Annotated in this window: 24 protein-coding genes and 2 tRNA genes; 12 read left to right on the forward strand and 14 right to left on the reverse strand. The window is 65.8% G+C overall.

Annotation, left to right across the window (positions count from 1 at the left end; genetic code table 11):
- Nucleotides 1-81 precede the first annotated feature (81 nt).
- Complete coding sequence (locus AC1DKV_RS18865) at nt 82-309, reverse strand: hypothetical protein (protein WP_477137777.1); 228 nt, start codon at nt 307-309, stop codon at nt 82-84.
- A gap of 168 nt (nt 310-477) precedes the next feature.
- Here AC1DKV_RS18865 and AC1DKV_RS18870 point away from each other — a divergent pair, with 168 nt between their 5' ends.
- Nucleotides 478-1,758: a serine hydrolase domain-containing protein gene (locus tag AC1DKV_RS18870; RefSeq protein ID WP_477137778.1), complete on the forward strand. Its 1,281-nt coding sequence runs from the start codon at nt 478-480 to the stop codon at nt 1,756-1,758.
- 73 nt (nt 1,759-1,831) lie between these two features.
- Here AC1DKV_RS18870 and AC1DKV_RS18875 read toward each other — a convergent pair whose 3' ends face one another.
- The 6 genes from AC1DKV_RS18875 to acs all read right to left on the reverse strand — a co-directional run bounded on the left by AC1DKV_RS18875 (nt 1,832) and on the right by acs (nt 7,585).
- Entirely contained in the window at nt 1,832-2,047 is a 216-nt protein-coding gene (locus AC1DKV_RS18875) for a hypothetical protein (protein WP_441624036.1), read from the reverse strand.
- Nucleotides 2,048-2,129: 82 nt separating this feature from the next.
- Nucleotides 2,130-2,333: a hypothetical protein gene (locus tag AC1DKV_RS18880; RefSeq protein ID WP_441624038.1), complete on the reverse strand. Its 204-nt coding sequence runs from the start codon at nt 2,331-2,333 to the stop codon at nt 2,130-2,132.
- Between the two features lie 78 nt (nt 2,334-2,411).
- Complete coding sequence (locus AC1DKV_RS18885; protein WP_477137779.1) at nt 2,412-2,783, reverse strand: DUF5594 family protein; 372 nt, start codon at nt 2,781-2,783, stop codon at nt 2,412-2,414.
- A 512-nt stretch (nt 2,784-3,295) separates the two neighbouring features.
- Nucleotides 3,296-3,386, reverse strand: a tRNA-Ser gene (locus tag AC1DKV_RS18890).
- A 59-nt stretch (nt 3,387-3,445) separates the two neighbouring features.
- Nucleotides 3,446-5,497, reverse strand: coding sequence for a VC_2705 family sodium/solute symporter (locus AC1DKV_RS18895; protein ID WP_477137780.1), 2,052 nt, complete (start codon nt 5,495-5,497; stop codon nt 3,446-3,448).
- A gap of 105 nt (nt 5,498-5,602) precedes the next feature.
- Nucleotides 5,603-7,585 (reverse strand): acetate--CoA ligase, encoded by a 1,983-nt coding sequence (acs, locus tag AC1DKV_RS18900; RefSeq protein ID WP_477137781.1) that lies wholly within the window; start codon nt 7,583-7,585, stop codon nt 5,603-5,605.
- A gap of 305 nt (nt 7,586-7,890) precedes the next feature.
- Between acs and AC1DKV_RS18905 the strand changes: the two genes are divergently transcribed.
- The 4 genes from AC1DKV_RS18905 (at nt 7,891) to murI (ending at nt 12,172) form a co-directional block, all read left to right on the forward strand.
- A complete protein-coding gene (locus AC1DKV_RS18905) occupies nt 7,891-8,847 on the forward strand; it encodes a DMT family transporter (protein ID WP_477137782.1) in 957 nt (318 codons plus the stop codon).
- A 124-nt stretch (nt 8,848-8,971) separates the two neighbouring features.
- Complete coding sequence (locus tag AC1DKV_RS18910; RefSeq protein WP_477137783.1) at nt 8,972-9,526, forward strand: TIGR00645 family protein; 555 nt, start codon at nt 8,972-8,974, stop codon at nt 9,524-9,526.
- A gap of 205 nt (nt 9,527-9,731) precedes the next feature.
- Entirely contained in the window at nt 9,732-11,255 is a 1,524-nt protein-coding gene (locus tag AC1DKV_RS18915) for a fumarate hydratase (protein WP_477137784.1), read from the forward strand.
- A 104-nt stretch (nt 11,256-11,359) separates the two neighbouring features.
- Complete coding sequence (gene murI / locus AC1DKV_RS18920) at nt 11,360-12,172, forward strand: glutamate racemase (protein WP_441619456.1); 813 nt, start codon at nt 11,360-11,362, stop codon at nt 12,170-12,172.
- 29 nt (nt 12,173-12,201) lie between these two features.
- Here the strand turns inward: murI and AC1DKV_RS18925 are convergent, their stop codons facing one another.
- Nucleotides 12,202-14,502, reverse strand: a complete 2,301-nt coding sequence (locus AC1DKV_RS18925; protein WP_477137785.1) for an AAA family ATPase — start codon at nt 14,500-14,502, stop codon at nt 12,202-12,204.
- A gap of 499 nt (nt 14,503-15,001) precedes the next feature.
- On the opposite strand from AC1DKV_RS18925, the gene AC1DKV_RS18930 reads away from it, so the two are divergent.
- The 4 genes from AC1DKV_RS18930 (at nt 15,002) to AC1DKV_RS18945 (ending at nt 17,455) form a co-directional block, all read left to right on the forward strand.
- Nucleotides 15,002-15,658 carry an energy transducer TonB gene (locus AC1DKV_RS18930; protein WP_477137786.1) on the forward strand — a complete coding sequence of 219 codons (657 nt, stop codon included), beginning with the start codon at nt 15,002-15,004 and terminating at the stop codon, nt 15,656-15,658.
- 29 nt (nt 15,659-15,687) lie between these two features.
- Entirely contained in the window at nt 15,688-16,422 is a 735-nt protein-coding gene (locus AC1DKV_RS18935; protein WP_477137787.1) for a MotA/TolQ/ExbB proton channel family protein, read from the forward strand.
- Nucleotides 16,423-16,451: 29 nt separating this feature from the next.
- A complete protein-coding gene (locus tag AC1DKV_RS18940; protein ID WP_477137788.1) occupies nt 16,452-16,865 on the forward strand; it encodes an ExbD/TolR family protein in 414 nt (137 codons plus the stop codon).
- Nucleotides 16,866-17,125: 260 nt separating this feature from the next.
- Nucleotides 17,126-17,455: a hemin uptake protein HemP gene (locus AC1DKV_RS18945; RefSeq protein ID WP_477137789.1), complete on the forward strand. Its 330-nt coding sequence runs from the start codon at nt 17,126-17,128 to the stop codon at nt 17,453-17,455.
- A 223-nt stretch (nt 17,456-17,678) separates the two neighbouring features.
- Here the strand turns inward: AC1DKV_RS18945 and AC1DKV_RS18950 are convergent, their stop codons facing one another.
- From AC1DKV_RS18950 to AC1DKV_RS18960, 3 genes are all read right to left on the reverse strand, one after another.
- Nucleotides 17,679-18,089, reverse strand: coding sequence for a heme-binding protein (locus tag AC1DKV_RS18950; protein WP_477137790.1), 411 nt, complete (start codon nt 18,087-18,089; stop codon nt 17,679-17,681).
- A gap of 183 nt (nt 18,090-18,272) precedes the next feature.
- On the reverse strand, nt 18,273-18,536 hold the full coding sequence (locus AC1DKV_RS18955) for a hypothetical protein (protein ID WP_441619445.1): 264 nt from the start codon (nt 18,534-18,536) through the stop codon (nt 18,273-18,275).
- Nucleotides 18,537-18,817: 281 nt separating this feature from the next.
- Nucleotides 18,818-19,168 (reverse strand): hypothetical protein, encoded by a 351-nt coding sequence (locus tag AC1DKV_RS18960; protein ID WP_441619444.1) that lies wholly within the window; start codon nt 19,166-19,168, stop codon nt 18,818-18,820.
- A 196-nt stretch (nt 19,169-19,364) separates the two neighbouring features.
- On the opposite strand from AC1DKV_RS18960, the gene AC1DKV_RS18965 reads away from it, so the two are divergent.
- Nucleotides 19,365-19,451: transfer RNA gene (locus tag AC1DKV_RS18965), tRNA-Leu, on the forward strand.
- Nucleotides 19,452-19,467: 16 nt separating this feature from the next.
- Here the strand turns inward: AC1DKV_RS18965 and AC1DKV_RS18970 are convergent.
- On the reverse strand, nt 19,468-20,559 hold the full coding sequence (locus AC1DKV_RS18970; RefSeq protein ID WP_477137791.1) for a YeiH family protein: 1,092 nt from the start codon (nt 20,557-20,559) through the stop codon (nt 19,468-19,470).
- A gap of 127 nt (nt 20,560-20,686) precedes the next feature.
- Between AC1DKV_RS18970 and AC1DKV_RS18975 the strand changes: the two genes are divergently transcribed.
- The gene (locus AC1DKV_RS18975) at nt 20,687-21,616 is read left to right on the forward strand and encodes a LysR family transcriptional regulator (protein WP_441619441.1); all 930 of its coding nucleotides are present in this window, start codon (nt 20,687-20,689) and stop codon (nt 21,614-21,616) included.
- A gap of 6 nt (nt 21,617-21,622) precedes the next feature.
- Here the strand turns inward: AC1DKV_RS18975 and AC1DKV_RS18980 are convergent, their stop codons facing one another.
- Together AC1DKV_RS18980 and AC1DKV_RS18985 are read right to left on the reverse strand one after the other, a co-directional pair.
- Nucleotides 21,623-22,858 carry a cation:proton antiporter domain-containing protein gene (locus tag AC1DKV_RS18980; RefSeq protein ID WP_441619439.1) on the reverse strand — a complete coding sequence of 412 codons (1,236 nt, stop codon included), beginning with the start codon at nt 22,856-22,858 and terminating at the stop codon, nt 21,623-21,625.
- Between the two features lie 404 nt (nt 22,859-23,262).
- Complete coding sequence (locus AC1DKV_RS18985; RefSeq protein ID WP_477137792.1) at nt 23,263-24,813, reverse strand: methyl-accepting chemotaxis protein; 1,551 nt, start codon at nt 24,811-24,813, stop codon at nt 23,263-23,265.
- A gap of 50 nt (nt 24,814-24,863) precedes the next feature.
- On the opposite strand from AC1DKV_RS18985, the gene AC1DKV_RS18990 reads away from it, so the two are divergent.
- Nucleotides 24,864-25,052: a hypothetical protein gene (locus AC1DKV_RS18990; protein ID WP_441619435.1), complete on the forward strand. Its 189-nt coding sequence runs from the start codon at nt 24,864-24,866 to the stop codon at nt 25,050-25,052.
- The last annotated feature ends 725 nt before the right edge of the window (nt 25,053-25,777 follow it).

A 25,777-nucleotide genomic window follows, 5' to 3' on the forward strand; every position in this document is an offset into this window, starting at 1 on the left:
CGCTAGAGTCAGTCTGGGGCGGTATTGTACGCAGGTCGGCGCCGGCCACGGCCGGCAATGTCCCGGGGCCTAGCGCACCGGCTATTCCTCGCCCCGCACTTCGATCAGGTCGGCGGCCACGCGCTMGATCTCCGCAAACACCGGCAGCGCGGACGCGGGCCCGGTGCATCCCACCCCGCTCGCACTGGCCGCGTCGGCGCCAGGCGGCAGGAAGACGAAGGCCATGCCGGGCTGCCAGCGCGGATCATTCTTCAGGCTTTCGTTGAGGATCGCCAGGTACTGGCTACGTGAGAACACGTGCTTTGCCATCTTCACCTCCAATACGTTGTCCGKATCGTAGCATGGCACGCCGGCCGATCCGGGTGAGCCTTGATACACGCGCGTCGCCACGCGTGCGATGATCACGATGCCTTTGCCGGAATCGAGCCCTTCGGCAAAGCGTAGCCAAATACAACAACAAGACAAAGGATGAGACAAATGATCAGAAGCACTTTGCCCGTGCTGGCGGCGGCGGTGCTGGCCGCTTGCGCCACGCCGGCTTCCATGCAGAACACGCAGAACGCCACGCCGCTGACCACCCGCTTCTCTGCCCCGCAACTCGACAACATGAGCGCGCGCGTACGCGCGGACGTGGCCCAGGGCCGCATTCCCGGCGCGGTGTACCTGCTCGCGCGCAATGGCAACCTCGTCAGCACCCAGGCCATCGGCTGGCAGGATGCCGCCGCCAGGGTGCCGATGCGCGAGGACGCCATCTTCCGAATCTACTCGATGAGCAAGCCGATCGTCTCGGTTGCGGTGATGATGATGGTCGAGGACGGCCGCGTGCAACTGGCCGACCCGGTCTCGAAGTATCTGCCCGAACTCAAAGGACTGCAGGTCGGCGTGGAGAAGACCGATGCGGCCGGCAAGCCGGAGCTCGGGCTGGTGCCCGCGCAGCGCGAGATGACCGTGCAGGACCTGCTGCGCCATACCTCGGGCCTGACCTACGGCGTGTTCGGCAAGTCCCTGGTCAAGGACGAATACAAGCGCGCGGGCGTGGACGCCACCGAGCAAAGCAACGGTGAGTTCATTGCGCACCTGGCCAAGGTTCCGCTGCAGTTCCAGCCCGGCACGACGTGGGAATACAGTCGCTCCACCGACGTGCTCGGCGCCCTGCTGGAACGCGTGTCCKGCCAGACACTGGCCGCACACCTGCAGCAGCGCATCTTCGCGCCATTGCAGATGAAGGACACCGGCTTCTGGGTGCCGGCGGCGCAGCAAGGCCGCATCGCCGAGCCCTTCGCCACCGATCCCGACAGCAAGGTGGCGGTCAGCCTGATCGATATCCGCCGCGCGCCCAGGCTCGAATCCGGCGGCGGCGGCCTGGTATCGACCGCGGCGGACTATTTCCGCTTTGCGCAGATGCTGCTCAACGGCGGGGAACTCGATGGCGTGCGGCTGCTGTCGCCGAAGACCGTGGCCAACATGACCGCCGACCATCTCGGCCCGATCCGCCTCGCATCGCAGGCGCGCGGACCCGCTTACCTGCCGGGACCGGGCTACGGCTTCGGCCTGGGCTTCGGCACGCGCCTGAGCACCGGCGGGCCGGCCACGGCGGGATCGGTCGGGGATTTCTACTGGGGCGGGGTCGGCGGCACCTACTTCTGGGTCGATCCGCAAGAGAAGACCGTCGCCATCTGGATGATGCAGGCGCCAGGCCAGCGCGAGTACTACCGTGCGTGGTTCAGGAACACGGTCTACGCTGCGATGACGCCCTGAGGCAGGAAGGCAGGAAGGCGGGAAGGCGGCAAGGTGGCGAGGCAGMGATGTCGCGCCCCGCCCGGAGATTGCGTCAGGCGGGCTCCATGGACCAGCCGGGTCCCTTTCCGTTCTTGTCGCTCTCGTGGCGCCAGCGGCAGCCGCAGTCCGCGCACGTATAGGTGGCAAAGGTGATGGCGGGCTCGCCGCGCGGCTTGATGCGCTGTGTATCGGTCAACAGCAGCCGCGGATGTCCGGTGCCGCCGGTAGAGCCCGGCCGGATCTGCGCGCACGCATCGCAAAGGTTCATCGTTGCTCCCACGCCGTACGCGCACGGCCGGAGCAACCCGGGCCACCACCCGGGGCGCGCTTGCCCGTAGCGCGGGCGGCCGCTATTTGTCCGCCGCCATCGCCTTGAGCTGGGCGTCGCCAGCCACGCGCGCGGCGTCCGAGGTTGTGAAGGTATCGTCGGAAACGATATTGCGCTTGACCAGCCGCGCGTCGAAATCAACCAGCGTGATCACCCATACGTAACGGCCGGCCTGCGGCGCGGTCTGGACGATCGCCTGCAGATGCGGCGTGGAATCCTTGGACATGATGCTCCTCCGGAGAACGCATCCGGGCACTGTAGCACGAGCCCGCGCCACGGGGCGGCGGCGCGGGCGGGACCGCGTTCAGTGCTCGAAATCGAGGCCGCCCAGCAGCACCATCGGGTCGGCCTGCGAACGCGTGCMGAAATCGATCTGCCGCGGCACCTGCCACGCGCGCATCTTGCCCGGCAGCGCCGCGAGATAGTGCGCGAACTTCACCTCGCCGCCGGCCGCGAACAGGGCCTCCACCTCGAGGCCGTCCCAGGACAGGTAGACATTCAAGGGATGCCTGAAGCGCCGCGCCTMGTCGAACGGCTCGCCGTAGATCCGAATCCGCGCGGGACTCTCATCCTGCACAAGTTCCACATGGATGCGCTGTCCGAACAACCTGGCGATCGCCTGTGCGATGCGCGGGGCGTATTCCGCGTCGAAGCGCGCGGCAATGTCATGGCTCACGTTTGTCTCTTCCGGTCTTTCCCGGGATCGTAGCATGCGAGCCCCGCGCGGCCAGGTGCGCCGAAACTCTGGTTGACCCCTGCCGCTGCCGACCTATACTGAAGTCMTGCCGACCGAGACACGCATAGCAAGCGAAGGTAAGTCGCAGAATGATCAAACTGGCCAGCAAGGCAGTGAGATCGTGCAAGCCGATTKGGCCTGCAAAGTCCGAACCGGATCCTAGTGCGTTTGCCGACCCGGTTCGGATCCCCCCTCTCACCTGCGGTGAGAAACCAAAGCACCTTTGCGGAGGTGCTTTTTTATTGCCTGTTTTTGTTGCCCGCTTTTGTTGCCCGCTCTTGCTGCCTACCGCACGCGCACGGTGAAGTGCCGGCCAAGTCACCGAGCTGTCCGGCTTGATACAAAGGGCGGCGAAGCAAGAAAAGCCAGCCAAAGAAAAAGGCCCGCAATTGCTTGCGGGCCTTTTTTACGGACATGCCACATGTCGATTGACGAGCATGTMTGCCAGATTCTGGCGGAGAGAAGGGGATTCGAACCCCTGATAGGCTATTAACCTATACACGCTTTCCAGGCGTGCGACTTCAACCACTCATCCATCTCTCCGGGAAGTCGGCGATTATAGCAGACTTGTCCAGCAAATCCAGTGTTTCGTGATGCGACCGCTAGCCGCGTCGCAAGTAGGTCACGAGCCGGTCGATCACTGGCGCGTTGCGTGGCGTCAGCAGGCTGACGATKATCGCCACCGCGAACCCTGCGGGAACGCCGAAGGCACCCGAGGCGATCGGGTCGACCCCGAACCAGCGGTTGCCGAAGATGCCGGTCATGCGCGTGAAGAACGGATAGTTGACGAAGATGTAGTAGACCGCCACGCTCAGCCCCGCGACCATGCCGGCGACGGCGCCGGCGGCGGTGGTACGGCGCCAGAAGATGGCCAGCACCAGGACCGGGAAGAAGCTGGAGGCAGCCAGCGAAAACGCCGCGCCGACCAGGAAGAGGATATTGCCCGGACGCAGCGACGTGACGTAKGAGGCAAACAGCGCTACGCCGAGCAGGACGATCTTGGCGGTGGTGACGCGCCGCTGGTGGCTCGCGCCGCGGTCGACCATGTGATAGAAGACGTCGTGCGACAGCGCGTTGGCAATGGTGAGCAGCAGGCCGTCGGCGGTGGACAGCGCGGCCGCCAGCGCGCCGGCCGCGACCAGCCCGGAGATCACGTAGGGCAAGCCGGCGATCTCGGGGGCCGCAAGCACGATCATGTCGGGCTGGATCAGGATCTCGGCCCATTGCACGATGCCGTCGCCGTTGACGTCACTGATGCCGAACACGGGCGGATCGACCTTGCGCCACTGCACTACCCACTGGGGCAGTTCGGCGTAGGGCGTGCCGACCAGGTGCTGGAAGAATTCGTACTTCACAAGTGCGGCCAGCGTGGGCGCCGAGACGTAGAGCAATGCGATGCAGAACACGGCCCAGGCTACCGAGTTGCGCGTTTCCTTGACCGACGGCGTGGTGTAGAGCCGCGTGAGKATGTGTGGCAGGCTGGCGGTGCCGAGCATCAGGCAGAACACCAGCAGCACGAAGTTCAGGCGCTTGGTCTTGCGCTCCGCTYCCGAGGCGGAGGGATAGGGCTCGGTGGAAGGCGTGGAAGGCTGGCTGCGCGCGAGCGCTTCTTCGCGCTGCTGGCTCCATTGCCGCTGGGCCGCCGCCGCGTCGCGCGGAAACTCCACCCGCTCGCGCTCGACGGCCTTGATCTCGCGCAGCGGCGCATTGCGCAAGCGCAGATCCTGCATGCGCGCGGACAGCGCATCGCGCTCCTCGGCGAATGACCGCGGCAGCCTGGCAATGCGTTCCTGCAGCCGGATCGCCTGCTGGCGGTAGAACTCACGCACGGCCCGCTCGGCAGGATCGCGTTCGAGGCTGCGCTCGCGCGCATCGAGCTGCGACAACAGCGTGCCGTAGCTGAGCTGCGGCAGCGCATCGTGATGATGTTTCCACGCGATCATCGATACCGTGACCAGGAAGGCCACGATCAGCATGATGTACTGCGCCACCTGGGTCCACGTCACCGCGCGCATGCCGCCGAGGAAGGAGCAGACCAGGATGCCGGCCAGGCCGAAGAACACGCCGACGGCGAACTCCACGCCGATAAAGCGCGTGACGATCAGCCCTACCCCCTGGATCTGCGCCACCAGGTAGACGAAGGAGCAGAGCGACGCGGCCAGCACGGCGATGGCGCGCACCKGCATGTTGCCGCCTGGCTTGCCGTTGCCATAGCGCGCCGCGAGGAAATCCGGGATGGTGTAGCCGCCGTACTTGCGCAGATACGGCGCGAGCAGGAAGGCCACCAGGCAATAGCCGCCGGTCCAGCCCATCACATAGGCCAGCCCGTCGTAGCCCGACGCGAACAGGATGCCGGCCAGGCCGATGAACGACGCGGCGCTCATCCAGTCGGCGGCGATCGCCATGCCGTTGAACATGGCGGGTACCCGGCGGCCGGCTACATAGTATTCATTGAGGTCCGAGGTGCGGCAGATMAGCCCGATGCATGCATAGATGGCGATCGTGACGAAGAGAAAGACGTAGCCGAGCCAGAGCGCATCGCCACTGGAGCGCTCCAGCAGGCCCATCATGCCGATGAAGGCAAACAGGCCGATGGTGAACAAGGCGTAGTACAGCAGCAGCCGACGGCGAAAACGCGACTGTTCGTCGGGCATGGGGAGCGTGGTTGGACCTGCGCTGCCGAAGCAGAAAAGACCCGCCGGCACGCACGGGGCGTGCCGGCGGGCCGGCGCGTAATTCCGCTATTGCTATTGCTATTGCTACTGGCCCTGCTTGAGCTGGTCCAGGATCGCGGGATTTTCCAGCGTGGAGGTATCCTGCGTGATTTCCTCGTTCTTGGCCAGCGAGCGCAGCAGGCGCCGCATGATCTTGCCGGAGCGGGTCTTGGGCAGGTTGTCGCCGAAGCGGATGTCCTTGGGCTTGGCGATCGGGCCGATTTCCTTGCCCACCCAGTTGCGCAGCTCGGCAGCGATCTGCTTGGCCTCTTCCTCGTTGGGGCGCGAGCGCTTGAGCACCACGAACGCGCAGATGGCCTCGCCGGTCATGTCGTCCGGGCGGCCCACMACGGCGGCTTCGGCCACGATCGGGTTGGCCACCAGCGCCGACTCGATTTCCATGGTGCCCATGCGATGGCCCGAGACGTTGAGCACGTCGTCGATGCGGCCCATGATGGTGAAATAGCCGGTCTCCTTGTCGCGGATCGCGCCGTCGCCGGCCAGGTAGAGCTTGCCGCCGAGTTCTTCGGGGAAGTAGCTTTTCTTGAAGCGTTCCGGATCGCCCCAGATGGTGCGGATCATCGACGGCCACGGGCGCTTGACCACCAGGATGCCGCCGCTGCCGTTGGGCACGTCCTGCCCGGTTTCATCGACGACGGCAGCCATGATGCCCGGCAGCGGCAAGGTGCAGGAACCCGGCACCAGCGGCGTCGCACCCGGCAGCGGCGTGATCATGTGGCCGCCGGTCTCGGTCTGCCAGAAGGTATCCACGACCGGGCAGCGCTCGCCGCCGATATTGCGGTAGTACCACATCCAGGCTTCGGGATTGATGGGCTCGCCCACCGTGCCCAGCAGGCGCAGGCTGGACAGATCGTATTGCTTGGGATGGATCTTCTCGTCGGCGTCGGCGGCCTTGATCAGCGAGCGGATCGCGGTCGGCGCGGTGTAGAAGATGCTGACCTTGTGGCGCGCGATCATGTCCCAGAAGCGGCCGGCGTCGGGATACGTGGGCACGCCTTCGAACACTACCTGGGTAGCGCCGGCGGCCAGCGGGCCATAGGCGATATACGTGTGGCCGGTGACCCAGCCGATGTCGGCGGTGCACCAGAAGAGATCGTCGGGCTTGACGTCGAAGCTCCACTTCATCGTCATCAGCGCCCACAGCAGGTAGCCGCCGGTGCTGTGCTGCACGCCCTTGGGCTTGCCGGTGGAGCCGGAGGTGTAGAGCACGAASAGCGGGTGCTCGGCGCTGACCGGCTCCGCCTCGCAGGTTTCCGGCTGGCCCTTGGCGACGTCTTCCATCGAGCGGTCGCGGCCTTCGGTCCAGGCGACCTTGCCGCCGGTGCGGCGATACACCACCACGTTCTTCACTGCCTCGCAGCCACCGAGCGCCAGCGCTTCGTCGGCAATGGCCTTGAGCGGCAGCGCMTTGCCGCCGCGCATCTGCTCGTCGGCGGTGATCAGCGCGACCGCGCCCACGTCGACCAGGCGCTCCTGGAGCGACTTGGCGGAAAAGCCGCCGAACACCACCGAGTGCGTAGCGCCGATGCGCGCGCAGGCCTGCATGGCCACCACGCCTTCGACCGACATCGGCATGTAGATGACGACGCGGTCGCCCTTCTTGATGCCGAGCCCCTTGAGGCCGTTGGCGAACTGGCAGACCTTGGCGTGCAGCTGCCGGTAGGTGACCCTGGTGACGCCACCGTCGTCGGCCTCGAAGACGATCGCCACCTTGTCGGCGTTGCCGTTGTCCAGGTTGCGGTCCAGGCAGTTGTAGGAGGCATTGATCTCACCGTCCTCGAACCACTTGTAGAACGGTGCATTGCTTTCGTCGAGCACCTTGGTGAAAGGCTTGCTCCAGTGCAGCTGCTCGCGCGCATGGCGTGCCCAGAAGCCTTCGTAGTCGCGCCCGGCCTCGTCGCATAGTGCCTGGTAGGCCTCCATGCTGGGGATTGCGGCCTGCTTTGCKAATGACTCCGGGGGATTGAAAACGCGATGCTCCTGCATCACCGATTCGATGGCGGACATTTATTTGTCTCCTGATTTGGCGTKGCTGCTTGGCTGCAAACTTACGCCCGACGGCTTACTGAATCCTGACGTGGTGCCTGGCAGCGGCAAACCCGCCCGAAATCGGCCCTGCCCTGCTGCAACGCAGCATGCACACGGGCGCCGCCAGCCAGGCACGCCCTCCACGAAGCCGTCCGCGTGGCGATGTGCAGCCTTCTCCATTAGGCTAGCACAGCTATAATGCCGCGAGCCCTATTCCCAACATGGCGCTGCGGCATTCGCCGGGTTTCCGTGCGCCGCACGCAGCACGCGCACGCCACGCCGCCTTGCCTATCCACTCCCTCCTCCTGATCGCCGCGATGGCCCTCGTCGGCAGCAATGTCGGACTGGGCAAGGCCATCGTGGCCTATGTGCCGATCMTGCTGTTCGCGCTGCTGCGCTTTGCCATCGCCATCGCATGCCTGGCGCCCTGGTACCGGCCCGCGCGCATGCGAGCCGTGTCGCGCGGCGAGTGGACCAACCTGTTCCTGCAGGCGTTCTTCGGCACCTTCCTGTTCACGCTGCTGATGCTGGGCGGCGTGCGCCTGACCAGCGCCATGGCCGCGGGCGTGATCACCAGCACCATCCCGGCCACGGTCGCCCTGTTGTCCTGGCTGATCTTGCGTGAACGCCTGTCGCGCCGCACGGTCTTCTCGGTCTTGCTGGCGGTGGCCGGCATCGTGGTGCTGAACGTGGCGCGCGGACCGGAACATGGCGGTGGCGGCGGCGTGAACAGCGGCGGGCATGCGCTGCTCGGCAACCTGATGATCATGGGCGCGGTGATCTGCGAGTCGATCTACGTGATCCTGTCGCGGCGCCTGGCGCAAACGCTTGCCGCCATCGAGATCTGCGCGTACACGCACCTGATCGGCGGGCTGTTGATGTTGCCGCTGGGCCTCGTGCCGCTGCTGACGTTCGACATGACCTCCGTCCCCGCCGGCATCTGGCTGATGCTGCTGTGGTACGCGCTGTCGGCCAGCATCTTCTCGTTCTGGCTGTGGATGAAGGGCGTGCGCCATGTGCCGGCGCAACTGGCCGGTGTGTTCACCGCAGTGCTGCCGGTTGCGGCGGCCACCTACGGGATCGTCTTCCTGGGCGAGCAGCCGGGCTGGGCGCATGGCGTGGCGCTGGCCTGCGTGCTGGCCGGCATCGCGCTGGCAAGCTGGCCGGGGCCGCTCGCCAGCCGGGCGTGGCGGGACGACAGGAACGCAGCGGGCGGCACTGGCCGGGATCGGGCAGGCTGAGCGGGTCGAAATGCCGGATGTGCTGGATGTACKGGATTTGCGCGATTCGCGGTATTTGCGGGATTTGCGAAATCTGCGCAATGTACAATCGCGGCCTCTCCCTTACGACCAGCTTTCAATACCCATGGCATCGAATCCCATGTCGAACCAGCCCAGGCGGCTCAACCCGCTTGCCAGCCTGATCTTCTCTTCGCGCTGGCTGCAACTGCCGCTCTATCTCGGCCTGATCGTCGCGCAGGCGGTCTACGTCTATCACTTCGGCGTCGAGGTCTGGCACCTGGTGGCGCACGCGACCGAGTATGACGAGACCAAGTTCATGCTGGTCGTGCTGGGCCTGATCGACGTAGTSATGATCTCCAACCTGCTGATCATGGTGATCGTCGGAGGCTACGAGACGTTCGTCTCCCGCCTGGGGCTGGACAACCACCCGGACGAGCCGGAATGGCTCGACCATGTCAACGCCGGCGTGCTCAAGGTCAAGCTGTCGATGGCGCTGATCAGCATCTCCTCGATCCACCTGCTCAAGACCTTCATCGACGCCGACCAGCGTGCCCCGAACACCATCATGTGGCAGGTGATCATCCACCTCTMTTTCCTGCTGTCGGCAGTGGCAATGGCTTTCGTGGACAAGCTGGTGTCGCATGCCCCGCCCGCGGGCGGGCACGAGAAGGCACACTGAGCCTGGCGTGCCGCGCACTGCCGGCCATGAAACCGCAGCCCCGGCTGCGGTTTTTTTTGCCCGCGGCACGGGTGTCGGGTACGCCGCACGCCACGCCCCCCGAGTCACTTTCCGCAATGTCGACACGCGCATGCAGGCCGGCGCCCGCCMCCGCCGCGGTGTATCATCCCGGGTTGAATTTCCCCTCGACTGTCCCCCCATAAAAATGACTGTCATCAAGCAAGAAGACCTCATCCAGAGCGTCGCCGACTCCCTGCAGTACATCAGCTACTACCATCCGATGGACTACATCACCAGCCTGGGCCGAGCCTACGAGCTGGAACAAAGTCCGGCCGCCAAGGATGCGATCGCGCAGATCCTGACCAACAGCCGCATGTGCGCSGARGGCAAGCGYCCGATCTGCCAGGACACCGGCATCGTCACGATCTTCGTCAAGGTGGGCATGGACGTGCGCTGGGATGGCGCCACCATKGGGCTGTCGGACATGATCAACGAGGGCGTGCGCCGCGGCTACACCCATCCGGACAACGTGCTGCGCGCCTCCATCGTCAGCCCGCCCGAAGGTKGCCGCAAGAACACCAAGGACAACACACCGGCCGTGATCCACTATGAAGTGGTGCCGGGCAACACGGTGGACATCCAGKTCGCGGCCAAGGGCGGCGGCTCGGAGAACAAGTCGAAGTTCGTCATGCTCAACCCGTCCGACTCGATCGTCGACTGGGTGCTCAAGACCGTGCCGACCATGGGCGCCGGCTGGTGCCCGCCCGGCATGCTGGGCATCGGCATCGGCGGCACCGCCGAGAAGGCCATGGTMATGGCCAAGGAATCGCTGATGGATCCGATCGACATCCAGGACATCATCGCCCGCGGCCCGCAGGACTGGATCGAGGAAATGCGCGTCGAACTGTACGAGAAGGTCAACGCGCTGGGCATCGGCGCGCAGGGCCTGGGCGGCCTGGCGACCGTGCTGGACGTCAAGATCATGGGCTACCCGACCCACGCGGCTTCCAAGCCGGTGGCGATGATCCCGAACTGCGCGGCCACCCGCCACGTGCACTTCACGCTGGACGGCAGCGGCCCGGCCAAGCTCGAGGCGCCTGACCTGTCGGCCTGGCCGAAGGTGGAGTGGGCACCGAACACCGAGACCTCCAAGCGCGTCGACCTGAACACTCTCACGCCCGAGGAAGTCGCTTCGTGGAAGCCGGGCCAGACCCTGCTGCTCAACGGCAAGATGCTGACCGGCCGCGACGCCGCGCACAAGCGCATCGCCGACATGCTGGCCAAGGGCGAGAAGCTGCCGGTMGATTTCACCAACCGCGTGATCTACTACGTCGKCCCGGTGGATCCGGTGCGCGATGAAGCCGTGGGGCCGGCCGGCCCGACCACCGCCACGCGCATGGACAAGTTCACCGAGATGATGCTGGCCGAGACCGGCCTGATCTCGATGATCGGCAAGGCCGAGCGCGGCCCGGTGGCGATCGAGGCGATCAAGAAGCACAAGTCGGCCTACCTGATGGCGGTCGGCGGCGCGGCTTACCTGGTGGCCAAGGCAATCCGCCATGCGAAGGTTGTCGGCTTCGAGGACCTCGGCATGGAAGCGATCTACGAGTTCGACGTCAAGGACATGCCCGTGACGGTGGCCGTGGACAGCGAAGGCACCTCGGTGCACAAGACCGGCCCCGCCGAATGGCAGGCCAAGATTGCCAAGATCCCGGTCGCCGCGCTGTAAGTCGGCTGCTCGATGACAGCCTCGCTGTCGACGCAAAGCCGGGTCGCTCGACCCGGCTTTTTGCTTGCCGGCCTCCCCTGTTTTCCACTATGCCCCACGCACTCGTGAACAACGCACCCATCGGCATCTTCGATTCCGGGCTTGGCGGCCTGTCGGTCTTGCGCGAGGTCCGCGCCCTGCTGCCGCACGAGTCGCTGCTATACCTGGCCGACTCAAGGTACAACCCCTATGGCGAGAAGCCCGAGCGCTTTGTCGAGGAGCGCACGCTGCAGGCCTGCGAGTGGCTGGTGGCGCAGGGCTGCAAGGCGCTCGTGATCGCCTGCAACACAGCGACCATGCATGCGGTGCACACGCTGCGCGAACGGCTGGCGCTGCCCATCATCGGCGTCGAGCCCGGCCTCAAGCCGGCAGCCGCCGCGAGCCGCAGCAAGGTGGTTGGCGTGCTGGCCACCGGCAACACCCTGAAGAGCGCGAAGTTCGCGCGGCTGCTGGCCTCGCTCGAAGGCGAGAGCCGCTTCGTCTGCCAGGCCGGTGCCGGACTGGTGTCGTTGATCGAGCAAGGCGATATCTCCGGACCGGCCGTGCGCGAAAAGCTCGACGCGTATCTGGCGCCGATGCTGGACGCCGGCGCCGACACGCTGGTGCTCGGCTGCACGCACTACCCCTTCCTTTCCGACACCGTGCGCGGCATGGTCGGCGAACGGCTGGCGCTGGTCGATACCGGCAGCGCCATTGCGCGGCAGCTKCAGCGCAAGCTGGCCGAGCACGGCCTGGCCGCCGGGCCCGGGGCGGCGCCCCGCGACCGTTACGTCACGACCAGGGACGCGGCGCATCTGCGCGACATGGCCGCCGCGCTGCTGCATGTGGAGGCACGCACCGAGATGGTGGCGATCGAGCCCGCGCCCGCGCTCGGCTGAGCCGACTCGCCGTCCTCCTGCCCGCCCCGCTACTGGAGAAAGCCCAGCGGCCGCCGCTGCCGCACGTCGGGCTTGACCGCATGTTCCTGGCGCAGTTGCGCCAGGAATTCGTCTGGCGTCAGCGACTCGCCCAGCAAGCCGCATTGCCGCTTGACGGTGGCGAAGTCGCCCGGCGTCAGGCAATCCATGCGGGCCAGTTCCTCGCGCATGGTGCTGTCAAGCCGTTCGGCATMGCCGTCCAGCGCTTCCTCCACGAACATCGCCGCGCGCTGATCCGGCTTGAGTGGCAGGAAGCGGATCTTGAACGAGAAACGCCGCAGCGCGGCTTCGTCGATGCGCTCGAACAGGTTGGTGGTGCAGACGAAGATGCCGTTGAAGCGCTCCATGCCCTGCAGCATCTCATTGACTTCGGAGACMTCGTAGTTGCGCACGGCGTTMTGGCGGCTCTGCATGAAGCTGTMGGCTTCGTCGAGCAGCAGCACCGCGCCGTCTTCCTCGGCACGCGCGAACATGGCGGCGATCTGCTGCTCGGTCTCGCCCACGTATTTGCTCATCAGGTCAGAGGCGCGGCGGATCATCAGCGGCTGCTCCAGCGCCGTAGCGATATGCTCCGCCAGCGCCGTCTTGCCGGTGCCGGGCGGCCCGTAGAAGCACAACGTGCCGCGCTGGCGCGCCTTGAGCGCCTGCACGATCTTCCCCACCTCGTAGCGCGTCTCGAGGTTGAGATAGTCGAGGCGATAGTGCGTGACCACCGGACGCACCTCCGCCTCCGGGCGCAGGCCCATGGCACGGTCGGCATGGTCGAGCTGGCGCAGGATGAGCGCCTCCACCGGCTCGGCCACGCCCGGCCGGGCAAGCTGCACGAAGCGCGCAGCCGATTGCACCTGTGCCGGGGTCAGCGTCTTGCGCGCGGCCAGAGAGGCGATAAAGGCATCGCTCACGTCGAGCGCGCCGAGGTGCTTGCGGATGATGTTCTCGCGCACCAGTGGCGGCGGGATCTTCAGCTCCAGGTGGAACTGGAAGCGGCGCAGGTAGGCCGGGTCGATCTGCCGTATCGAGTTGGATATCCAGATCACCGGCACCGGATTCTGCTCCAGCGTCTGGTTGACCCACGCCTTGCCGTTCACCGAGCCGCGTGGATCTTCCTGCCCGAACAGGCTGGTMAGCTCGCGCGCGCTGCCGGGAAACACGTCCTCCACCTCGTCGAACAGCAGCGCCGTGCGCGGGCGGCCGCGCAGGAAGGCCTGCGACACCTGCAGCGAGCGATAGCGGTCCTTGCCCGAGAGGCTGTTGCCGTCGCGGTMGAGGCAATCCACTTCGTACAGCTCGCAGCCTGCTTCGCGCGCCAATAGCCTGGCGAACTCGGTCTTGCCGGTGCCGGGCGGGCCGTAGATCAGCACGTTGACCCCGCAGGCGTGCTGGCTGGTGGCGTTGGACAGCAGCGCCGAGAGATAGCGCGCATCGGTCTCGACGTGCGGATAGTCGCCGGTGCCCAGCGTGGGCGCCGCGGCAGGCCGCGTGAACACAGCCATCATCTCCGCCTCGTTGGCGTAGTTGCCCAGCAGCACGTGCAGCAGGCGGTCGGACAGGCGCATCAGGTCGCCGAGGTCGGTCACGCTGTTCTCGGGCAGCGGCTGCTCGATCAGGTTGAGCGTCTCCAGGCGCGAGCCGGGCCGCAGCGAGGCGGCCACCGCTGCCGGGCTGGCGCCGGTCAGCCCGGCCAGGATCTGGAAGGCCTCCTGGCTATGCGCCACCTTGCAGTCCACCATCACGGCGCGCAGGTCGCGCTTGTACTTGGCCAGCGCGGCGTACAAGAGCAGCTTGCGCTCATGCTCCGGCAAGTCCAGCACGTGGCTGAGCATGTCGATATTGCGCACCAGCAGCACACGCTCGCCGTCCAGGCGCGTAGCCAGCGCGGCCGCGGAGACGTCGAACACGGCKAACATGTCCTTGGCGTGGTGCTTGACGTATTCGTCGAGGTAGTAGAACAGCGCGCTCTCGTCGAAGGCGCTGTTCCATTGGCCGTGCCGCTCCAGGAATTCCTCCGGCGTCAGGCGCGCGGCGCCCTTCCAGGCGGGCATGTCGGCGCAGCGCGCGGCCAGGAAGCGCTGCACGCGCAACACCACGCCGTAGGGCCACACCATGTCCTGTGCGCTGACKGTCAGGATGTCGTTGATATTGCTGCGCAGGTTGAAACGCGGCCCCAGCGCGCACACCACGCGCAGGGCGAACTGGGCGCACATCCAGTCGAGCGCGGAAGTGCACGGCGAGCCGGCAGCGGCACGCAGGAGCGTCGAGCGGTCATCATCGGCGAAACGGGTGAAGTCCATGGCCTGATCCTCTCGCACGGGGAGCGCCGTCGGGGCGCGACGAATTGCTCTTCTTTTTTCCTATGCTAGCGCGCTTTGTGGCAGATCGGGCATTGCCGGCAACCCTGTGCCGTAAGGGCCGCGAATTTTGCCTGGCCATCGGTTGCGGGAGTGGAAAGCAAAAGCAAAATCGGCGTATAAAGACGGCTGCGCGAACGAAAGAAGCCGGCCGCCGCAAGACCGCGGAGGGCGAGCACGAAATGATCTCGCCTCCACGAAAGGCCGCATTGCGCAGAATGCCAACAAATAAGAATCATTATCGTTTATACTGATGGCCTGACACGCTGCCCCTAGAGCGGCGCTCCCACCGGCATACCCTGTTGAAGGAGCGTTTATCATGGAATTGCTGCTTAGCTTGCTGGTCGGTTGTGGCATCTCGCTGATCCTGTTCTATCGCAAATAGGCCCTATCGCTAATAAAGCCGGCGCCGCGCCAGACCGCCGACATCTGCTGTTTTCACATGTTCGATCAACGTTTTCTCAAGATCACGCTAGCCGTCCTGTTGTTCCACGTCGGCCTGCTTTACCTGATCCAGAGCGGGCTGGGGCGCAAGATCACGGAAGCCGTGATCTCCCCCGAAATCGTMGCCCGCATCATCCCGCTCGAACCACCGCAGAAGCCTGCGGTCGAGACGCCCAAGCCAAAGCCGGAAACCCCGCCCAAGCAGGTCAAGGTCACTACGCCCAAGCCCACGCCGCCGCAGCCCAGGCCCACGCCGCTGCCGGTACCGTCGCTGCCGCCCACGCCAAACGCCGTGGAAGCGCCGCCGGCACCGCCCGCGCCGCCTGCGCCGCCGGCACCTGCGCCTGAGCCGGCCGCTCCCGTGTCGTCCGCGCCGCGCGCCGTCGGCATCGGTGAAATCCAGTGCACGCCGCCGCAACCGGCTTATCCGTCGCAATCGCGTCGCATGGGCGAAACCGGCAAGGCCGTTGTCCGCCTGACCACGGATGAGAGCRGCAAGGTGGTAAAGACCGCGATCGTCAGCTCGAGCGGGTCCTCACGCCTGGACCAGGCCGCCGTGGATGCGGTCCAGCGCATGCGCTGCAAGCCATACATGGATAACGGTCGCGCCGTGGCGGTCACCGCCCAGCAGCCGATCGGMTTCGAACTCAACTGATTTCAATACCGACCTCACCAGGAACCATCATGCAGGACCTAGGACTTTCGCATCTCTGGACGCAAGGCGATTTCGTCATGCGCGCCACCGCCATCATTCTGCTCATCATGTCGCTGGCTTCGTGGATCGTCATCCTCACCAAGGCATGGGATCTTGTCCGCCTGAAGAAGATGGCCCACGGCGCGGAGAAGCGCTTCTGGCATTCCGACGATTTCGACCATGCCCTCGAGACGCTCGGCGGCAACGATGCCAACCCGTTCCGCACGCTCGCCGTGACCGGCAAGGAAGCCACCCAGCACCACCGCGCCAGCCAGCCCCAGCTGCATGACGTGATGGACATTTCCGACTGGCTGACCCGCTCGCTCAAGAGCGCCATCGACGACGCCGTCGCGCGCATGCAGTCCGGCCTGGCAGTGCTGGCATCGGTCGGCTCGACCGCGCCGTTCGTCGGCCTGTTCGGCACCGTCTGGGGCATCTACCATGCACTGATCAATATCGGCGCCTCCGGCGTGCCGACCATCGACAAGGTGGCCGGCCCGGTGGGCGAATCGCTGATCATGACCGCGTTCGGCCTGGCCGTGGCGATCCCGGCAGTGCTGGGCTATAACGCGCTGAGCMGCGGCAACAAGGGCGTGATCTCCAAGCTGAATCGCTTTGCCCACGACCTGCACGCATACTTCGTGACCGGCGCCCGCGTGCGCCCGAGCAATTCCCGTGGCGCCACCGACGATGCCGGCATGCGCCTCGCCGTCAAGAACCAGTAAGGCCGCAGCAAGGCAAGAAGGAAGTCATCATGGCATTCGGTACCCTCGACGGAGACGATGACGAGGTGATGAGCGAGATCAACATGACGCCGCTGGTCGACGTCATGCTGGTGTTGCTGATCATCTTCATCATCACCATTCCCGTKATCAACCACGCGGTCAAGATCGACCTGCCGCGCGCAACCAACACGCCCAACGATCCCAAGCCGCAGAGCATCAACCTGTCGATCGATGCGGCCGGCAAGGTGTTCTGGAACCAGGTCGAGGTGGACGAGGCAGCGCTCGACGCCAACATCTCGGAGGCGGCCCAGCAGCAGYCGCAGCCTGAACTGCACCTGCGCGCSGACCGCGASGTCCGCTACGARCGCGTGGCYGAAGTCATGGCTGCCGCGCAGCACGGCGGGCTGGGCAAGATTGGCTTCATCACCGAGCCCAAGCACTGAGCCGGTTGAAGCAAGCAGCGAAAAGGGCACTCCACGGAGTGCCCTTTTTTATTTGGCGTGATGCCTTTCGTCGCCCTCTCCCCTGCTCTCTTGCAGGGCCTTGTCGCACGCCGCAGACAGCGCCAGGTTTTTGCATCGGGCCATTGAAAAACGCTATTGTAATGATAACGGTTCTCATTTAAGATTAGACCAACTTGAACCCGGTCGTGATGGCGCGCAGCCCGCTTCGCCACCACAGACCACCGGACCGGAGCCTACCGATGAGMACTCTGACCCTGCCGCTGTCGCAACCCGCAGTCACCMGTCGCCGCCTGTCCCTGCGCCGGATCGAGGTCGCCCCTGGCAAGCCCGCGCAAGCGCGGCGCGAGACCACGGCCAGCGCGGCAATCGAATCGATGAAGTCCKCCGTGGCCGCCCTGCCCGCGCGCCTCGAAGCCCTTGTGCGCGACAGCCTGCCCGCCGCGCCGGCGAGCGATGCGGTGCCGCTGGAAACGCTGATGCGCGGCAATAACCTGCTGCCGATCCTGCACAACGGCGAGGTCTACACGCTGCGCATCACGCGCTACGGCAAGCTGATCCTGACGAAGTAAGTCCCCCTGCCGCGCGGTCGCCGCGGCAGCGCATGCCACAAGGAAGGGAAGGAAGGGACTGCGTCGGGAGAAACGCCCGCGGGAACCCGCAGGCAGTKCGCACGGCCGGCAACGGCCGCGGCACGGCAGGCAAGACAGCGATCCGGCGCGGTTGGCGCCAGTGCCGCCGGCAGTGAGCGGGGCTCCCCGCCGGCAGGTGCTTCTACAGCCTTGGGGGCAAGCCTCAGACGCCCACCAGGGCGGCGATGCCGGTGCGCGCGATCTGCGCGTCTTCGGTCGACTTCACGCCCGACACGCCGACGGCGCCCACCACCTGCTCATTGACGATGATGKGCACGCCACCTTCGAGCATGCCTTGCAGCATCGGCGCGGTCATGAACGAGTGACGGCCGTTGTTGATCATGTCTTCGTAGACCTTCGACTCGCGGCGGCCCAGCGACGCCGTGCGCGCCTTCTCGGTGGCGAGGTAGCTCGAGATCGGCGCGGCGCCGTCCAGGCGCAGCAGGGCCAGCAGGTGGCCACCATCATCCACGATGGCGATCGACACCGCCCAGTGGTGATTCTTGGCYTCGACCTCTGCTGCGGCCAGCACCTTTTTCACATCGTCTGCCGTCAGCACGGTTTTTTGCTGCATACCWCTCTCCTCGAAATCGGTTCGGTAATTCAGTTCAATGAGCCGGAAGTATAGCGCCCCGGACATTGGCATGACCACGGCACACTGCCTGTGGCCGCCATGAACCCAGGAAAGCAAAAAGCCCGCGCGAGGCGGGCCTTTTGCTGACTGCAGCGCTGCCGTGCGCAACGCTGCCAGAGCTTGTCAGGCTCCGTCGGTGAACTGGTCGCGGCGATCGCCAACCTTGGCGCCGTCGGTGTACGGGTCAACCTTGCCCATCTTGGCGCCATCGGTGAACGGGTCAACCTTGCCCATCTTGGCGCCATCGGTGAACGGGTCAACCTTGCCCATCTTGGCGCCGTCGGTGTAGGGGTCGGCCTTGGCGATGCCAGCGGCGAATGCGGAAGCGGAGAGTGCGGAAAGCGCGGTCAGTGCTACGATCGCCACCAGGCTGTTCTTGATCTTCATGGTCGGATCCTTTTGGGTAGTAGTGTGCTGGAGCGGCACTGGACGAGAACAACTTTGCGGAATCATTTCATCGCAGTGCAACACAGGCAGTGTAGGTGAAAACCCTAATAAAGATCCAGCCAACCGTTTGATGAAACTATTCAAATAATTTGACCCCACTACCAGCGCGGGAACCACCAGCGTTTTGCCGCGTCGGCAGTGCTTTTCCGGGATGCGCCGGAAAAATCAAAGGGCCCCGCGGGGCCCTTTTTTACGATCCGCGCAAGACAGATCGTTCATGCTTATCGCCAGTGGCGATGCTCGTGGCGCCAGTGTCCCGGCGGGCCATAGTCGCCGCGACCGTAGTAGCCGCGACCGTAATAGCCGCGACCATAGTAGCGCGGGCCGTAATAGCCGGGGCCGTAGTAGACCGGGGCCGGACGCACCACGACCGGCGGCGGACCATAGTAGACCGGCGCGGGAGCTACCATCACCGGAGGTGCTGCAATGTACGCGGGCGGCGGATAGTACGCCGGGCCGCCAACCACCACGCCGGGAACACCGACCGCCACGCCGACGCTGACATGCGCCATTGCCGCACCCGATGCCATCACCCCCAGCAATGCAAGTCCTGCGAGCAGCCAACGTTTCATGATCCTTGCCTCTTGCAAGTCGTTATTMGATAAGCCGTATTGTAGGGGCTACCCGAATTCCAGGTGAAACCGGGGGTTCTACATTGTTACGAGGCGTAACAAGCGCCACATATACACATGGCCGCCCCGGCTTGCGGTTGCGTAGCGCGGAGCTTGCATCACCGCGCCCAACCKAACACAATACCGGGCTTGCCGTGCGGCCGTGGAGAAATTGGTAGACTCAGCAGACTTAAAATCTGCCGCCCTTCCGGGCTTACGGGTTCGACCCCCGTCGGCCGCACCAGCAGCATTCCATCCGCTCAGGCCACMGCGCCGCAAAGTAGCGCACCGCCCAACACCAGGAACACGAACAGTGCGCCAGCMAGCGCCAGCGGCTTGCGTCCTGCGCGCAGCAAGGTTCCGATGCGCGTGTGCAGTCCGATCGCCAGCATCGCGCAGGCAAGCAGCCAGTTGTCGAAGGCCAGCAGCGCGGGCTTCCAGTCCTGCGGCACCATGCCGGCGGAATGCACGGCCATGACCGCCACAAACCCGACTGCGAACCACGGCACGGCCTTCAGGATCGCGCGCCAGGGGCGTGCACCGTGCGCGGCCTCGTCTGCGCCTTCGGCATGCGCCTTCGGCCACAATGCCAGCACCAGCAGCAACGGCCCGAGCGCCAGCACCCGCACCATCTTCGCCACCACCGCGGCGTCCGCGGTGGCGTCGCTGACCATCTTGCCCGATGCGATGACCTGCGCCACCTCGTGCAGCGTTGCCCCCGTGTAGATGCCGAACGTGCGCTCGCTGATGGCCCAGTGCCAGTGCTGCGTGGCCAGTTCGAACAGATAGGGATAGAGCAGCATGCCGGCCGTGCCGAACAGTACGACGGTGGCGACTGCCACCGCGGTCTGCCGGTCATCGGTGCGCACCACGGAAGCCACCGCGATGGCCGCGGCAGCGCCGCATACCGCACTGCCCGCGCTCACCAGGATCGCCTCGCGCCGGCTCAGGCCCAGCAGGGAAGTGCCGATCCAGACGCCGACCAGCAGCGTCGCCACGAGCATGGCCAGCGGCACCAGCACGCCGGCCGCGCCCAGATCGACGATGGCGCCGAAAGTCAGCCGCAGCCCGTACAGCGCCACGCCGAGGCGCAGCAACTGCTGGCGGGCCAGCTGCATGCCGGGCGCCAGCGGCGTCAGCCAGCGCTGCGGCAAGGTATTGCCCGCGATCATGCCGGCAAACATCGCCAGCGTCAGCGCGCTCATGCCCAKGTGCGAGACCGCGGGATGCGCCGAGAAGACCATCGCCAGCCAGGCAATGAAGCCTAGCGGGAGCAGTGTCAGTAACCTGGCAGCCCATGAAGGCGGCTCGGCGCCGAGATTGGCAGCTACGGTCGAGGGTGCGGAAGACATGGCAGGCTCGCTATTTATCCCTGCAGCAAKGCGGCTTCGGGACGTATTGGAAGATGACCTCAGAGTACTGAGCCGCCCTAAACCTGTAAAACAGGTAATATCGTTTTACCTTACCTGAATTTCAGATATGAACCAGCGCCCGCTCCGCCTCACCCTGCGCCAGCTTTCCGTCTTTGTCGCCGTAGCGCAGCACGGCAGCACGGTGGCGGCGGCGGAAGCACTGGCCATGTCCCAGTCGGCCGTGAGCGCCGCGCTGGCGGACCTGGAAACCGCGCTGGGCGGCGCGCTCTTCGATCGCGTCGCGCGCCGGCTCAGCATCAATGAAACCGGCCGGATGTTCTTCCCGCGCGCACTGTCGTTGCTCGACCAGGCGCATGAGCTGGAGCGCTTCACCGTCCAGCCCGGCGTGCAGCTGCGCATCGCCGCSAGCAACACCATCGGCAGCTATATCCTGCCCGCCCTGCTGGCTGGCTTTCGCCACGCGCAGAGCGGCCCGTGCACGCTGGACATGCGCATCGGCAATACGCGCGACGTGCTGCAAGCGCTACTGCACTTCGAAGCGGATATCGGCCTGATCGAAGGCACCTGCCACGAACGCGACCTGCGCAGCGCGCACTGGCGCGACGATGTCATGGTGGTGGTGGTAGGCCCTGCGCATCCGCTGGCCGGCAGGCCCGGCGACCTGGCCGCCTTGCGCGACGCCGACTGGGTAGTCCGCGAACCCGGCTCGGGCACGCGCGAGGTCATCGAGCAGCGGCTGGCGCCACTGCTTGGCGAATTGCGCTTTGCGCTGGAACTCGGCAATACCGAAGCCATCAAGCGCGCCGTGATGAGCGGCTACGGCGTGAGCTGCCTGTCGCTGCAGGTGGTGGAAGACGAACTGCGGCGCGGCACGCTGGTAGCGCTGCGCGAAGGCCTGCCCGATGTGGTGAGGCCGCTGCAGCTCGTGGTCCACCAGGACAAGTACCCTACGCAGGGCCTGCTTGCCTTCACCGAGTATCTGCGCCGCGACGCGGCCGCGGAACAGGCCCGCGCGGAACAGGACGGCGCAGCATAGACGTGCTCAGGCCGGCTGCGGATCGGCTTCGCTCTGCTGTTTCGCGTTGTAGCGGTCGAGCAGGTGGAACAGCAGCGGATTGAGCACGATGGACAGCAGCGCGCCGGCCAGGATCAGCGCCTGGCCGCGCTCCGGCAAGATCTTCAGGTAGACGCCGAGGCCGGCGAGAATGAAGGAGAACTCGCCGATCTGGGCCAGGCTGACCGCAATGGTCATGCCGGTGCGCGTGGAATGCCCGAACACGCGCACGATGCACAGCGCTGCCACCGACTTGCCCACCACGATGATAAACAGCGTGGCCAGCACGCCCCACGGATCCGTGATCAGTACCATGGGATTGAACAGCATGCCCACCGACACGAAGAACAGTACCGCGAATGCATCGCGCAGCGGCAGGGACTCCTCCGCCGCGCGATGGCTGAACTCCGATTCGGCCAGCACCATGCCGGCAAAGAACGCGCCCAGCGCGAACGACACGCCGAACAGTGAGTAGGCGCCGAACGCCACGCCCAGCGCCGTGGCCAGCACCGCGAGCCGGAACAATTCGCGGCTGCCGGTCCAGACGATGCGCTCCAGCATCCACGGAATAAAGCGGCGGCCGACCACCAGCATCACCGCGACGAAGGCCGCGACCTTGCCCAGCGTGGAGAACACCGTGAACAGGATCTCGCCGGATCCCGGCGCGGCCGCCGCATCCGCGCCCTCCCCCGCCGGCGCGAGCAAGCCGGCGACCGCCGGCAGCAGCACCAGCGTCAGCACCATCGCGAGGTCTTCCACGATCAGCCAGCCAACGGCGATGCGCCCCTGCGGCGACTCGACCAGGTCGCGCTCCTGCAAGGCCTTGAGCAGCACCACCGTGCTGGCCACCGACAGCGCGAGGCCGAACACCAGGCCCGGCCCCCACTCCCAGCCGAAGCCCCACGCCACGCACATGCCGAGCACCGTGGCAATGGCGATCTGCACCACCGCGCCCGGGATGGCGATCTTCTTCACCGCCATCAGGTCCTTGAGCGAGAAATGCAGGCCAACGCCGAACATCAGCAGGATCACGCCCAGTTCCGCCAACTCCGGCGCCAGCGCCTGGTCCGCGGTGTAGCCCGGCGTATGCGGCCCTACCACGATGCCCGCGCACAGGTAGCCGATCAGCGGGGGCAGCCTGAGCCGGTTGGCCAGCGCACCCAGGATGAATGCCAGGACAAGGCCGCCGACGATCGTGCTGATAAGCGGGGTAGCGTGATGCATGCGTTGTGGATTCCTCGTGGGGTGCCGGGAAGGCATTGACTGGACGGCCCGCCCGCCCCCGCACGGTGCAAATGCCGGGGACCACAAGGCATCCCCGCGCACCGCGGCGTGCGACGCCGGGAGGGCCAGGGAGATACCACGCTGATCGGGGAGAACGGGAACGGAAGTCTTGCAGCAGCCCTCGGGCGCAACGCGGCGCGGTCCATGCGGACGACATGGGCGCGCGCTCCAGGTCGGATAGCCCCTGAACGCCCTGTGAAGACTACGACATGCAATGTAACACGATCATCCGCGCGTCAAAGCGCGGAATCGCCAGGCAATGTGCCCCTATAAGCGCCGAGGCTGGCACTGTGATGCGGATCTGGCCGCGCGCAGCGGCCATGCACGGGACGGGCCGGCCGCGGCTAGGCAGCCGCTGGCGACAGCCGGAAAGTCGCCACCGTATCGCGCAGCCTGTGCGACTGCTCTTCAAGCGATTGCGCGGCCGCTGCGGCCTCTTCCACCAGTGCCGCGTTCTGTTGCGTCACCTCGTCCATCTGCCCGACCGCCTGGTTGACCTGCTCGATACCCGTGCTCTGCTCCCGCGAAGCGGCGGCGATTTCGCTKATGATGTCCGATACGCGCCGCACGGCCTGGCGCAGATCCGTCATGGTCCTGCCGGCGTCCTCGGCCTGCGACGAGCCCTTGCGCACGGTGTCCACCGAGGTATCGATGAGATCCTTGATTTCCCTCGCGGCGCTCGAAGAACGCTGGGCCAGGCTACGCACCTCGCCGGCCACCACCGCGAAGCCCCGCCCCTGTTCGCCGGCACGCGCCGCCTCCACCGCGGCATTGAGCGCCAGGATATTGGTCTGGAAGGCAATGCCTTCGATCAAGTTCGTGATCTCGGCAATGCGGGCGGAACTGGTGCTGATGGCACCCATGGTGTCCACCATCTGCTGCACCGCCGTGGCGCCATGCTCCGCGACGTCTGCGGCGTTATCCGCCAGCCCGCTGGCCTGGCGCGCGTTGTCGGCGTTCTGTCGCACGGTCGCGGTCAGCTGCTCCATGCTGGCTGCGGACTGCTCCAGCKAAGCGGCCTGTTGCTCGGTGCGCGAGGACAAATCCGCGTTGCCGGCCGCAATCTGCTGTGCGKCCGTGCTGACCGAGTCGGTCGACATGCGCACCGCGCGCAGCGCCGATGCGACCCGCTCGATCAGATGGTTGAAAGCCACCGCGGTACGCCCGATCTCATCCTTGTGCCGCACCAGGGCCCGGCGGTCGAGATCAAGCGAATCGCTGACATAGCGCAGGGTTTCTTCGATCTCGGCCAGGCTGCCATGGATGCGCCGATAGAGCGAATAACCCATCGCCACGCAGGTCGCGAAGGCAAGGGCGATGATGACCGAGAACATCTTCAGCGCCGCCTCGTAGGCAGCGCCATTGCGCGCGACCACCTCCTCGCCCAGGCCGGCGTTGTAGGCAACGTGTTCGTTGATGGCGGCGCGCAGCTCCACCGCCGCGTCGTACAGCGAGCCGCCCATCAGCATGCCTAGCGCAGTCGCGCTATCGCCGGCAGCGAACCGCTCCAGGAAGCGCTCGCGCTCGGCGCGGTAGCGTTTGGCCGCGGCACGGTCCGCCTCGAGCAGTTTGCGATCGGCGTCACCGGACAGGATGCTGCGCTGATAGTAGGCGAGCTTCTCATCGAAGCTCTTGTCGGCCGCCGCCAGCGCCGCGAGCGCCTCTGCGCGGCCCGCGTCGGTTGGCGACAAGGGATAGAGATAGGTAGCGAGCCGCATGCTGCTGACGGTGTCCCGAAGGTCGCTCAGCGTGCGCACGCTGGCCAGGGTGTTGTCATTGAAATAGGAAAACCGCTCCTGCGCCGAGCGCAATTGCCAGATGCCGTCGAGCCCTACGGCGAGCATGGCGAACAGGAGCAGCGACAAGGTGGCGAGCAGGCGTTGAGTGATATTCATGGCGCATATTCCGGCGCCGCAGGCGCGAACGCCGATCCTCCAGATGGACAATGAAAGGGAACACCCGCGAGCGTGCGCAGGCGCGGCGCGTGCCGCCCCACCCGTTCCCGCAGGCCCAGGACTTCTGCTTGCAAAGCGCGCTTCCGACATCTCCGGATTTGGTGAGCCGTCTTTTGAATGGCTCCTCCTGCCTTTACGGCAAGGAGAGAAAAGCACTGAAGGGTTTTATGGATAAATAGTGAAATTGAACGACAAAGATAGGAGTAATCCGATTTTTTGACGAAGATAGAAAACAGATCACCCCGCGGCAGCAGGACCCCGACGCCCCGGGCAGGGGTCGATTCAGGAATGGCCGAGACTGCCCCCACCCGCGGCGGCAAGGACCGCGCCCGCGCTTGCGGGAGGGCGCGACCACGATCGGGCGCGTCCGCGCCCTGACTTCATCCACCCGGATACGCCCACCACCATCAGTCATGAGGCTGACTGCATGCATGTCGAAGGTCCGGTACGGTGCGCCACGCCACAAATCCGTGAAACTTCTGGTGGATAGCCTGCCCGTCGGCGCTTGCTTAGTCTTACTGGACCCGACCACTGAGGAACGCCATGTCGATCTCACTCACCCTCCGCCCAGTGTMCGTCGCGCGCTTCAGCCTTACTGCGTTGGCACTTGGACTTGCGCTCGGCGCCCAAGCCCAGACCCAAGCTCAGACCCAAGCTCAAGCCCCGGCCGAGATGCCAGCCGTGGCTACCGCGCAAGCGGATGCCTCGATCAAACCGGGAACACAGGTGGAGGTGGCTCCCGTAGCCGTGCAGTCCGAGACCTCGCCGTCGCGGCCGCAATCGATTACTGCTCCGGCCGAGGTGTTTGCTCCGCCACTGGCCATCCCCCGGGCTGCACTTCCGCCGGCGGAACCAGCCCAGGCACAGGCCGAGGCCCCGCAATCACCGCCTGCGGCCGCCGTTG

This window comes from Cupriavidus sp. 05T41 (genome assembly GCF_056396525.1).

Bases quoted from the DNA above. Each gene is read 5' to 3' on its own strand.
- AC1DKV_RS18875 (WP_441624036.1), bottom strand. From the start codon at position 2,047: ATGAACCTTTGCGATGCGTGCGCGCAGATCCGGCCGGGCTCTACCGGC.
- AC1DKV_RS18880 (WP_441624038.1), bottom strand. From the start codon at position 2,333: ATGTCCAAGGATTCCACGCCGCATCTGCAGGCGATCGTCCAGACCGCG.
- AC1DKV_RS18955 (WP_441619445.1), bottom strand. From the start codon at position 18,536: ATGAAGATCAAGAACAGCCTGGTGGCGATCGTAGCACTGACCGCGCTT.
- AC1DKV_RS18960 (WP_441619444.1), bottom strand. From the start codon at position 19,168: ATGAAACGTTGGCTGCTCGCAGGACTTGCATTGCTGGGGGTGATGGCA.
- AC1DKV_RS18980 (WP_441619439.1), bottom strand. From the start codon at position 22,858: ATGCATCACGCTACCCCGCTTATCAGCACGATCGTCGGCGGCCTTGTC.
- AC1DKV_RS18990 (WP_441619435.1), top strand. From the start codon at position 24,864: ATGAAAGGGAACACCCGCGAGCGTGCGCAGGCGCGGCGCGTGCCGCCC.